Annotated in this window: 11 protein-coding genes; 5 read left to right on the top strand and 6 right to left on the bottom strand. The window is 61.8% G+C overall.

Annotated features, from left to right (window positions below; translation table 11 throughout):
* A partial coding sequence (locus ABEL04_RS12660; protein ID WP_375802756.1) for a carboxypeptidase-like regulatory domain-containing protein occupies positions 1-1,093 on the bottom strand: 1,093 nt, incomplete at its 3' end.
* 479 nt (positions 1,094-1,572) lie between these two features.
* Here ABEL04_RS12660 and ABEL04_RS12655 point away from each other — a divergent pair.
* Complete coding sequence (locus tag ABEL04_RS12655) at positions 1,573-2,844, top strand: MFS transporter (protein ID WP_375802755.1); 1,272 nt, start codon at positions 1,573-1,575, stop codon at positions 2,842-2,844.
* Between the two features lie 117 nt (positions 2,845-2,961).
* Here ABEL04_RS12655 and ABEL04_RS12650 read toward each other — a convergent pair whose 3' ends face one another.
* Positions 2,962-3,381, bottom strand: coding sequence for a hypothetical protein (locus ABEL04_RS12650; RefSeq protein ID WP_375802754.1), 420 nt, complete (start codon positions 3,379-3,381; stop codon positions 2,962-2,964).
* A 576-nt stretch (positions 3,382-3,957) separates the two neighbouring features.
* On the opposite strand from ABEL04_RS12650, the gene ABEL04_RS12645 reads away from it, so the two are divergent.
* On the top strand, positions 3,958-6,354 hold the full coding sequence (locus ABEL04_RS12645; protein WP_375802753.1) for a T9SS type A sorting domain-containing protein: 2,397 nt from the start codon (positions 3,958-3,960) through the stop codon (positions 6,352-6,354).
* Between the two features lie 186 nt (positions 6,355-6,540).
* Here the strand turns inward: ABEL04_RS12645 and ABEL04_RS12640 are convergent, their stop codons facing one another.
* Positions 6,541-6,942: a gamma-glutamylcyclotransferase gene (locus tag ABEL04_RS12640; RefSeq protein WP_375802752.1), complete on the bottom strand. Its 402-nt coding sequence runs from the start codon at positions 6,940-6,942 to the stop codon at positions 6,541-6,543.
* Between the two features lie 479 nt (positions 6,943-7,421).
* On the opposite strand from ABEL04_RS12640, the gene ABEL04_RS12635 reads away from it, so the two are divergent.
* Positions 7,422-7,616 carry a type II toxin-antitoxin system Phd/YefM family antitoxin gene (locus ABEL04_RS12635; RefSeq protein ID WP_375802751.1) on the top strand — a complete coding sequence of 65 codons (195 nt, stop codon included), beginning with the start codon at positions 7,422-7,424 and terminating at the stop codon, positions 7,614-7,616.
* Between the two features lie 327 nt (positions 7,617-7,943).
* Here ABEL04_RS12635 and ABEL04_RS12630 read toward each other — a convergent pair whose 3' ends face one another.
* Entirely contained in the window at positions 7,944-8,552 is a 609-nt protein-coding gene (locus ABEL04_RS12630; RefSeq protein WP_375802750.1) for a biotin transporter BioY, read from the bottom strand.
* 159 nt (positions 8,553-8,711) lie between these two features.
* Positions 8,712-8,855 (bottom strand): hypothetical protein, encoded by a 144-nt coding sequence (locus ABEL04_RS12625; RefSeq protein ID WP_375802749.1) that lies wholly within the window; start codon positions 8,853-8,855, stop codon positions 8,712-8,714.
* 31 nt (positions 8,856-8,886) lie between these two features.
* On the opposite strand from ABEL04_RS12625, the gene ABEL04_RS12620 reads away from it, so the two are divergent.
* Both ABEL04_RS12620 and hisG read left to right on the top strand, forming a co-directional pair.
* Positions 8,887-9,150 (top strand): phosphoribosyl-ATP diphosphatase, encoded by a 264-nt coding sequence (locus tag ABEL04_RS12620; RefSeq protein WP_375802748.1) that lies wholly within the window; start codon positions 8,887-8,889, stop codon positions 9,148-9,150.
* 88 nt (positions 9,151-9,238) lie between these two features.
* Positions 9,239-10,090, top strand: coding sequence for an ATP phosphoribosyltransferase (gene hisG, locus ABEL04_RS12615; protein ID WP_375802747.1), 852 nt, complete (start codon positions 9,239-9,241; stop codon positions 10,088-10,090).
* 105 nt (positions 10,091-10,195) lie between these two features.
* Here hisG and ABEL04_RS12610 read toward each other — a convergent pair.
* On the bottom strand, positions 10,196-10,702 hold a 507-nt coding region (locus ABEL04_RS12610; RefSeq protein ID WP_375802746.1), incomplete at its 5' end, for a TolC family protein.

The following is a 10,702-nucleotide window of genomic DNA, read 5'->3' as shown; positions in this document are numbered from 1 at the left end:
ACGAGTAGCTCTGGTTGACCGGCGCGCTGCCCTGCACCGGCGCCATGTTGTTGTTAAACGACCTTGAGACCCGATTCAGTCGGCTTCCTAGCCTTTGTGCGGCCTTTCCGTTCGCATTCTTTTCGAACGCATTGCGCACATCGTTCTTGAACGTGGTCGGGATCTTCTCTGACGAGAGTCCCTGAACGATGCCGGGGAGGTCCCGCAGGCCACTTTCGAGGGCAAGAAAATCCCACTGCCCCCGATGGTCCGAAATGAAGCCGCTGGTGAAATGCGTCTCCGTGCCCACACCGACGGAGGACGAGACGGAAAACTTCAAATCCGAGGGATAGCTTTCGGTCGCAATGTTGATCAGTCCCCCCGCAAAATTTCCTGGCTGATTGGGGGTGTATGTTTTCTTCGTGGTGATGTTGTTGAGGAGTTCGGTGGAGAGGAGGTCGAACTGGACCGCATTCCGTTCGGTCGAGGCCGTAGGCAGGTCGATGCCGTTGAGTTGGGTGTTGGTGTAGCGGCCGCCGAGTCCCCGGATAAATACGTACTTGTCCTTTACCACCGAGGCACCGGTGACCTTTTTCATCGCATCGGCCGCGGTGGAGGCCCCGGTTCTGCTCATCATCTCGGAACTAACGGCGTTGCTGACAACGGGGGCAGCCTCTCGCTTTTTCAGCAGACCCGCTCTTGAGTTGCGCGCAGCCTTGGACTTTACGACAACTTCGTCGAGCTGGGCCGCCTTTTCTCGCAGCCTTACATCAAGCTTCGTGGCCTGACCTGCCTCAACCTGCACGCCCGTCACCGTTTTCTCCTGGAACCCGACGAACGAAACGACAAGGTCGTACGTCCCTGGACTCAGTCCCTCCAGGCGGTAGCGTCCATTGAGGTCGGTGGACGTTCCTCTTGTCGTCCCCTTGATCTTGACGTTGGCGCCGGGAAGGGGCCCCCCGGTGCTAGCCTCGACGATGACGCCTGTGACCGATCCTAATTTATCCGGGCCCTGGGAGGCCGCATCCTGCGCAGCGGCCGGGTGAGTTCCTGCTACTGTGAGAGTGACGAGAAGCACTGACGCGAGCAGTCCGTGGCTCCAGAAATCGGTCATTAACTACAACTTGGCTCTAATGGATGCGGTCGGCGAGATCTGAGGGCGGATGCATTTTTCCCTGACATAGTTCTTGGTAAGGGACAAGTGTAATCCGGGAATTATGCTTAGATTACCCTTGTGTTAACGGAGGACTTTTCCCGTCGCCTTCATGGCTCGTCCCGGCAGCCCCGGGGTCCTGCGCCGACAGCCCCACGCTCAGCCCCGCCGTGCTCCGGTCCGTGCGGGATGACATCCGCCGCCGCGGCGTGTACGGATGTGGACATTCGATTGGCGGAAGGGACCGCCGGATGGGGAAAGACGAATTTCCCTGAAGATTTCGGGCGCGCGCCTGCATGTGGACACGCTGCCCTTCATGTTTGGAAGTTGACTTCAGACAGTCTCCTCGGACACCCGGCTCTGTGTTCGAAGGGCCCCGGCCACCGGTGCCCCGCAACATGCGTACAGATCCGTTTCTCTTCTAGACCCTCTCCCTGTTCGTGTCCAATCCGAACACCTCAAATCCCTACCTGATTCTCTTTGCGCTCTGGCTGATGATGTTTTCGGCCAGCAGCCAGCTAGTCATCATGGTGCCCATTCTCCCGGAGATCGCGGCGAGCCTGGGGGTCAACGCGTTCTGGCGCGGCATGCTGCTCACGGCCTACGCCCTGTCGCTGGGGGTGTCGGCCCTTATTACAGGTCCGGCGTCCGACCGCATCGGGCGCCGCCTCATTCTACTGTACGGCACCTCCCTTATGGCCGTCACGCTGGTGCTCCACACCGTGGCGGAGAACTACGTCCTGCTTTTCTCGATGCGTCTGCTCGCCGGCGTAGCCGGGGGCATGCTCACCAGTGGATCAGTGGCGTACGTGGGCGACTACTTCCCCTACGAGCAGCGCGGATGGGCCAACGGATGGGTGATGAGTGGAACCGCCTTCGGTCAGGTGGCCGGCATTCCCATTGGCAAGGTCCTGGCCGCCGGCTTCGGCTATCGGTGGCCGTTCCTCATGTTTGCCGTCCCCATGGCCCTGTCGGCAGTGCTCATCTGGCGCTACGTGCCACAGCCGGACGCCGATCTCGACGAGAAGCGCCTGACGCCAAGCCGGCTCGTCGAAAAATACCAGTCCGTCCTCCAAGGGACCGACGCGGTGAACGCCGTACTGTCCTACCTGCTCATGTTCTCTGGCTTCGGCCTCTTCACGTCCTTCCTCCCCACGTGGCTCGAATCGACGGTGGGGGTGTCGAGCTACGAAATCGCCCTGCTCTTCGCCATCGGAGGCACTGCCAACATTCTCGCGTCCCCGCTCGGGGGACAAGTGTCCGATAGAATCGGCCGGAAGCCGATCGTGGTATGGGCGTCGCTGGCCCTCGGTCTCCTCATGGCCGTTGCCCCGCTCTACATTACCGGCTTCATGATTGCGGCCGTGCTGTTTTTCCTCGCCATGGGCCTGATCGGCATTCGGGTGAGCCCCTTGCAGTCGCTGATTACGGCCCTCGTGCCGGACCGTCAACGGGGTCTGCTCATGGGCCTTGCGATGAGCGTAGGACAGGCCGGATTTGGGTTCGGCAGCTTCGTGGCCAGCGCCACGTACGCCGCGTACGGCTATCCCAGCAACGCCGCAGGCGGGGCCCTCGCAATGGTGGCCATGGCGGCCCTCGTGTATTGGGGCCTTCCCGAACCGTCCCCCCAGTCGGTGCGGGACGCCCCGACCAACGGGCGTTCGTCGAGCCCCCGATCCTCCGAGTCGCCGAGCGTGGCTGAGGCGCCGTAGTGTGTCGCTTTGTGCGGCTTGCCGGTGCACGGACGCCTGCGGGGGCCATCGGCCGAGGCCTGCCTACCGGTCACGGGCACCGGCCGGCTTGGGCGGCACCAGGGGACCCTCGTTCTCTCATCCGTAGTTTTGATCGCGCTGCTCCATCGCCTGTCGGGCATTTTGCTGGAGCCACTGCGCCAACTGCAAGGCGTGCTCCGGAGTCATCACGAGGGAGGCCTGCACCTCCCGGGTAACCTCCCCACGCGTGACCTGCTCGCTCATCTCGTCCAGGTTCACCTGCCCCTGCTCGTCGATCTGGTGGCTCACGTGATGCGGAATGCTGCTCCGCTCCACGTACAGGTTGGCCACGACCGACGCCCCGTCCGGCGACGGTCCTCCGTGCGCCCCGGTCACTGCAATCGTAGGGGCTTCATCTGCATTCTCGAACACAAATGTGATCTCGTCCGGCTCACCGTTGGGCATCAGGATGTGCGTCTCTTCGTTTGAATGATCGACGAGGCTACGGTCTTCTGAGTCGTGCAGCGTTGGAGACACCGGTGTTGCGAGGCGGGGACGATCCTCCTTCGAAGATAGCAGGCCAGTGGAAGATCGTTTCCGGGCCTTGCTCAGGACCCCATGTATTCTTTACCGAGGACGACCGCAGATGCCAAGATTCCCAAAATCCGCAACATCCACGTCTCGTATCGAGAAAAATGCGGCAAATAGACACCGGCGCATTTGAGGCAGCGGTACCCCGAGAACACCCGCAGTCCCTTTTGCTTTCCCGGAGACGCTGAGAATGGCTTATGCTACAGTGCAAAGCACATGCGGGGCCGGAAGGCGTTTGTTTTGTGTGACGCCTTTGAGTGTTCTGAAATTTCTGCTTACGTTGAGGCCTCGTTGTTCCTCTCAGAAATACCTGTCCGGTACAGGGACTCCAGCACGGGCCGATCGCACCGTGAGGAAGAACGTTATGGGTCCCCAGAGCGGGAGGCACCCACCAGAGGGGCTTGTTGAGAGCAGGGCCACAATGCGTTTTCGTCGATCGTAGCCGACTCCCGAACATGAGCGTTTCCTGCAGAGATTAGCGGAAGCCTCTCCCATAATTTTGCGTACCCGTCTCGGATCGACATGCTCAGGAACTATAGTGGAGTCTCGTCACGCTTTTCTTCGCGCTCGGAATGTGTGCCGGCAAAATCCCTCCTCCCTGCAGTTCTTGTTCTCGGGGTCGTGCTCCTGAGCGTGAGCTCCGTCAGGTCTTCTACCGCGCAGACGCTCTCCCCGACTTCTCGGACGGCCAGCGTCCCAGAAACGAGCGTTCAGGAGATTCCAACCCTGTTTTTTCCTTCCGTACCAGACCCTCAAGGGGCTCAGACCAGCACATCACGCTTCGTTGACCTCGATGGGGATGGGAACCAAGATCTTCTCGTTGCCGGCGATACCACTGCAGGCGAAAGCCCGAGGCCCACGATCGTCGCCTATAAGAACGAGGGGGAGGGTCATTTCACAGAGGTAAAGACGGGATTGACGGGGGTCGCCAGAGGAGCCCTCGACCACGCCGATATCGATGGAGATGGAGATCTCGACCTCGTTCTCACGGGCGACGACGGCGATGGACCGTCCGCCACGGTTTACAAGAACGTGGGAGACACCACCGGAAACGGGTTCCCCAACTTTTCCCCACTAGACCTGAATCTGACCGGCGTGGTGGCCGGCACCGCCGATTTTGTTGACCTTGAGGGAGACGGGGACATGGACCTCATCATTACGGGGAGCACGAGTGCCGACATCAACAACCCTCAGCCCTTAACGACGGTGCTCGAAAACGACGGGACGGGGAACTTTGCGGGCGTCAGCGACGACCTTCCCGACGTGGCGATCAGCTCAGCAGACATCGCCGAGATTGACGGGGACGGAGACCCCGACCTCGTTCTTACGGGCGCTGAAGAAGGGCTCATCGCTCCCCAGTTTACGGCGGCCGTCTATGAAAACGACGGGTCTGGGTCTTTTTCGAGCGTCGGGGCCGGTTCGATTCGTGGCGTTGGGCTCGGCTCCTCCACGTTCGGCGACATCGATGGGGATGGAGATCAGGACCTCGTCGTAGCGGGGGCTACCGGTAGCGTTTTAGATCCCCGGCCGTCAGTAGCGGTGTATGAAAACGATGGGGAGGGGGGCTTCACGGAGACCACGGCGGGACTGACCGGGGTTGCGGGCAGCACTTCCGATTTTGCCGACCTCGACGATGATGGTGACCAAGACCTCATCATTACCGGCAGCACGAACGCTAGCACGGACAATCCCCAGCCCTCAACAATGGTCTATGAGAACGACGGGCAGGGCCGCTTCTCGGAGGTCACGGCTGGCCTTTACGACGTGGCGGTTGGCTCGGTAGATCTATCCGATATCGAGGGGGATGGGGATCAGGACCTCATCCTTAGCGGACGAGATGACAGTGGCCTTCCCACGGCAACCCTCTACGAAGATCTCGCGGAGGGAGACCAGCCGGTCGCCTCCGCGTCGGCGACGATCGACTCGGCGCAGCTCGTCGACTTCGGGGACACCGGCGTGGACCTTCGTTTCGATTCCACCAGCGGCTCCGGCACCATCACCGTCGCGAAGTTCTCCGCCCCCCCGACCGACGCCGACGATATCGAGACGAACGTCAGCGCGTATCGCTTTGCGATTGGGATCGGTGGCAGCCTCAGCTTCGACACGACGGAGGTGCGCCTCGCAGTCGGGACGCTCGCAGGCATTAGCGACCCGACCGCCGTGCGAATTCAGAGACGTCCCCGCATCGGTGCCGGCACGTTCTCGGCACTAGCGACAACCGCCGGCGACGGCGGCACCCCGGAGGACATTTCCGACGACACCCTCTACGCCGATACGGATTCGTTCAGCGAGTTTGTGCTGACGAGCGATGATCCGAGCAATCCGTTGCCGGTAGAACTGGCCAGCTTTGATGCCACCCTCCTCGACGGCAACCGTGTCCGTCTCACATGGCGGACGACATCGGAACGGGCCAACTCAGGCTTCGAGGTGCAGCGCCAACAGGTCGACTGGAGCGCCGGCAATCGTCAGGCGTCCTGGAAAGGGATTGGATTTGTTCCTAGCAAAACCGACGGCAGCACCGCCTCTGAGCCGCTGACGTACCGCTTCACGGACTCGAATCCGTCCTTTGGTACCGATTCCCTCGTCTACCGCCTCAAGCAGGTCGATACAGACGGACGTGCGAGCTACTCGCAGGAGGTCACCCTTCATCGCACCCCCCGCAGGCTCACGCTCCGCGATCCCTTTCCGAACCCAGCGCGGAACCGGATGACGGTCCGCTTTGCGGTCCCTGAGCGGCGAGGAGTAACGCTCCAGATCTACGACGTGCTCGGGCGACGAGTCCGAACTGTCCTCAGCGAAACACGGAAGGGATACCAGGAAGTCCGCGTTAAGGCCTCCGGCCTTCCCAGCGGCACCTACTTCCTCCGACTCTCGGCCGGCGAGAAGGTGCGGACCGCGAAGGTGACAGTCGTGCGGTGAGCCTCCAACAGGGCTCTCTCTGACCGATCGGACATGCCCGGGGCCCGACGGCGGAGGGCCCACGGTGCGTGCCCAATCGGTCTCTTCAGTCCCAAAAGTTCTCCGGATCCAGGGGGAAGAGCGCCTGGACAGGGAGACCGCTTCCCTGCTGTCGGTCCCCCGGTGGACCAGTAGTGCATCCTTCTTCTACTCCTGGGGGTTAGCGTCTGCGTATGCCGCCCAATCTCCGGAGGGGACGCGTGGATGGCCCGACACGTCGCCGTTGTACCAGTATACCCACGCCGTCTGGTTGGCCGGGTGCTCCAGGGCAACCCGACGGCGGACGAAGAGAGAGGCGTTCTCACGGTCCGGGTCGTATCCTTCGTACCGGTCGATCGTGGTCCAGGCCCGCGGATCGGGTAGCCGGAACAGTTCTCCGTGGATGGTGCCATCGCCGGGCGTTGCCCCAGGAAAGCGACCGAGGTCGTAGAGGAGTCCCGCGAACCGACACTCCGCTACAAATATCCTCTGATCCGCTCCGCCAAGGTGCTCCGGCCCCCCGACAGAGCGCATGAGGGTCCCGTACGCTGCGAGAAACGAGGGAGACATGGCATCAAGCTACAGGCAGTGCGTAGACGAACCCACCGATCAGGGTGCCGCGTTCATTCCGGTCGTGCGGGGGCAAGTGGAGCGAAGTCGTTTTCGTAGAGGAGGCTCGCCGATCCGCAGGCTGGCGGACGGGGCCGACTTCGTCGCCACGGCGAACCAATCGTCGTGAACGAGGGCATTCTGCGCCTGCCACACGCTCGAAGCTGAGCCCATGAGACGATTCGATCCGTGCACTCCAGGGGACCACGTCGATGCCATCCGTGGCCGTCACAACCATCCTGCTCGAAAAAGCGAATATCTCTTCGTTTTTGTGTCGGCGAGTATTTTTCCCAGCCTTTGCTAAGAAATATTACGTTAACACCTGAATTCTATCATCCATTCCAGACCGGCTGCACGAACATTTGGCCCCCACCAAGGATCATAGTTTTCCCCGTTCAGGGAGTCGCCAAATTCATCATGAGCGAACCTTTAGCCAAGAGATGTACAACACTGAAGGCGTAGATGCCGTCGCAACCATTACGGAGCTGCGATCGGAGACCTCCGACCTCATCGATCACGTCCAGTCAACGAATAACGGCATTCTGATCCAGAAGAACAACGAACCCCATGCTGTCCTCATCTCGTGGGAGACCTACAAGACCGTCAAGGATGAGTTGGACCTTGGCGATGCGTAGTGCCTAGAGGGGTCACTGCTGCTTTTTTCCGGTACGCAGCACCTCGTTGGAGAATGACGGTCACAGCAGAGCAGACAAGTATACGTTCTTCCGGGACGACTGGACGCCCAAGAAGACGACCTCTTTAATCCCATGGTCTGTTGCCTGCTTCACGGAACGCAGAGCCGCCTTTCGGACAGGCGCATCAACTGTAATCCCGCGACGCTCTAACTCCTATTGAGCTACTCTTTTCTTCTACTTTTTTGTCCCGTCATTGGGGGGTAGAATGCAGACATTCAGTGCCGTAAAACCGTGCCCCGTGACGGGCGTCCCCCTGTGCTCCGGCCCTCATTTCGGGGGGGCTCCGCCGCGGGCTGCGTAGCGCGTTCCGGTGTAGAGAGCGCCAACAGCAAGAATCTTCACGAGATCGATGACGGCGAACCGGAGAAACCCCTTGTCGATTGACTCCATCCAGGTGCCGTGGCCGGCCGCGTAGTGCAGCCACACCACGCCGCCCACAAAGATGACGGCCGCCCCCGCCATGGATGCGAGCGTGCTTCCGGAAAAGGCGTTCCATCGCCTCGAGAGGGCCCCGATCGTTGCCGCAGCGATGGGGTACGAGAAGAGGTATCCTGCCGACACGGCCCCAAGAAGGTAGTCCACTCCGGAACCGTCCCCGGCGTAAACTGGCAGGAAGAGGCCGAGGGCTAGGTAGAGGAGCTGCGCAAGCAGTCCGTTGCGCCAGCCAAGATACAGTCCGCTTGCGTAAACAGCGGCTGTCTGCAAGGTGATTGGCACTTCCCACAGATAAATGCGGAACTGGATCTGGGCCCCGAGGGCCGTGAGCAGGGCGAAGCTCGTTACCCCAACCGCCTGCAACAGTGCGGAGGCCCGTTCCTCTCGGAGATGGTCGACCCGAGCGGTGTACGAGGAGCGAAGCGAAAGGAGGCTGGACATGGATACAGGTGGATGGGTTTACTAACCGGAGGGAATGGCGAGGCCTAATGGCAAATTGTACCAAGACGATCCGAAAACATCCAGACGATGCCCCCTCCCCTTTCCGAATCTTTACGGTCGGGAGTGGTTAGGGCGCATACCTCGAGCGGACGCGGGACCTTAGATGCTAGGCTCGGCACAGGGCGTGTCGGGCAGGAAGCAGCCCGCGTCGGGGAAGTCGGCTGCCTCCGGGTCGGCCTGAATTCTTCGAAAATCACTGGTCTCGCCGTTTTCGGCGCCGGCCGGCTCCCGTATGCTATCCACGATGCGTTCTTCCCATTGCCAAGCCCCCTCTATGAAGCGTTTCGAGGAGCTGTTCGCCGAGCTCACCGACAAGGTCGCCCGCCAGGACCCCGACTCGGGGACCGTGGAGGCCGTGAACGAGGGGCGGCACGCCATCGGCAAGAAGGTCTTGGAGGAGGCCGGCGAGGTGTGGATGGCCGCCGAGCACGAGGACGCCGACCGCACCGCCGAGGAAATCTCACAGCTCCTCTACCACCTCCAGGTCCTCATGATTGCCTGTGACCTTGACCTTGAGGACGTGTACGAACACCTGTAGGCATGGAGGTCTGGAAGTATGGACGGCTGGAAGCGGTCCTCCCATACTTCCACACGTCCACCCATCCACACTTACAAACCTACCCCAGATGCTACAAATCGCTCTCCCGAACAAAGGGGCTCTCGCCGACGGAGCCGTGGAGCTTGCCGACGAGGCTGGCTACCAGTGCCGCCGCCGCGGCCGCGAATTGTCCGTGCGCGACCCCGATCACGGCGTCGAGTTCCTCTTTCTGCGCCCCCGCGACATCGCGACCTACGTGAGCAACGGAATCATCGACCTGGGCGTGACGGGCCTCGACCTGACGTACGACAGCGGGGCGGACGTGACCCACGTGCTGGACCTTGGCTTCGGCGCGGCCCGCTTTTGCTATGCGGCCCCCAAGGACAGTGCCCTCACGCCGGACGACTTCACCGCCGAGACGCGCATTGCCACCTCCTACGATACCCTCGTCCGCCGCGACCTGGAGGAACGGGGCGTGGACGCCCGGGTGGTCTCGCTCGACGGGGCCGTCGAGATTTCGATTCAGCTCGGCGTGGCCGACGTGATTGCCGACGTGGTGCAGACGGGGCGCACCATCGACGAGGCGGGCCTGGCGACCATCGGCGATCCCATTCTCAACACAGAGGCTGTGCTGGTCGCCCAGAACGGGGCAACCATGAAACAGGACGCCGCGCAGCACTTCGCGGAGCGCGTGAAGGGCATCATTGTGGCCCGCGAGTACGTGGTCGTCGAGTACGACTTGCCGGAAGACCACCTGCCGGAGGCCCGCACGATTACGCCCGGCATCGAGTCGCCCACCGTGTCGCCCCTTAGCAAGGACGGCTGGGTGGCCGTGAAGGCCATGGCAGAGCGCGACGCCGTCAACGAGATCATGGACGACCTCACTGAACTCGACGCCCGCGGCATCATCATTACCGACATCCGCACCTGCCGCATTTAGGTGCGGATGGTTGGGCGTATGGAAAGTGCGGAAGGACGGAGGTGCGAAAGGATGGAGGCACAAACGTGCGCGTGTCCAATCCTCCACACATCCACCCGTCCAGACCTAATACTGGTCAAGCAACTGGCCGCTGAGGCGGAGGAGTTCCACCTCGGCCTGCTTCGCCTCGAACTGCGCCGTCAGGAGCCGGCTTTCGGCCTGAATGAACTGCTCCTGCACCTCCCGGAGCTCAATGCTCGTGATGGTCCCCACCTCGAACTGCTCCAGGGCCACGTCGACGTTGGCCCGCACAGCCTCCAGATTCTGCCGCTCCAGCGCCACGAGCCGGAGGCGATTCTGGTATCGCTCGTAGGCGCTCGTGAGCTCGGTGGTGAGGCGGGCGCGCACGTCCTCGACGGCGAGGCGCGCATTCGTGGTCCGGATCTCGGCGTTTTGGGTGCGGCGCCAGCGGTTGAGGCCGTTGAAGAGGTCGAACGTGAGCGACACACCGTAGCTCAGGTCGGTGCTCGTACTCGACTGCAAGAAGCCGCTCTCGGCGTCGAGCTGGGAGTAGCCGTAGCCGGCCGTCACATCGATGGAGGGGAAAAAGTCGGCGCGGGTTTCCCGTTTCTC

It is taken from the genome of Salinibacter sp., from assembly GCF_042218895.1.
Classification (GTDB): domain Bacteria; phylum Bacteroidota; class Rhodothermia; order Rhodothermales; family Salinibacteraceae; genus Salinibacter.
The sequence above is the reverse complement of the archived record's forward strand: the minus strand, read 5'-3'. Positions and strand labels throughout refer to the sequence as shown.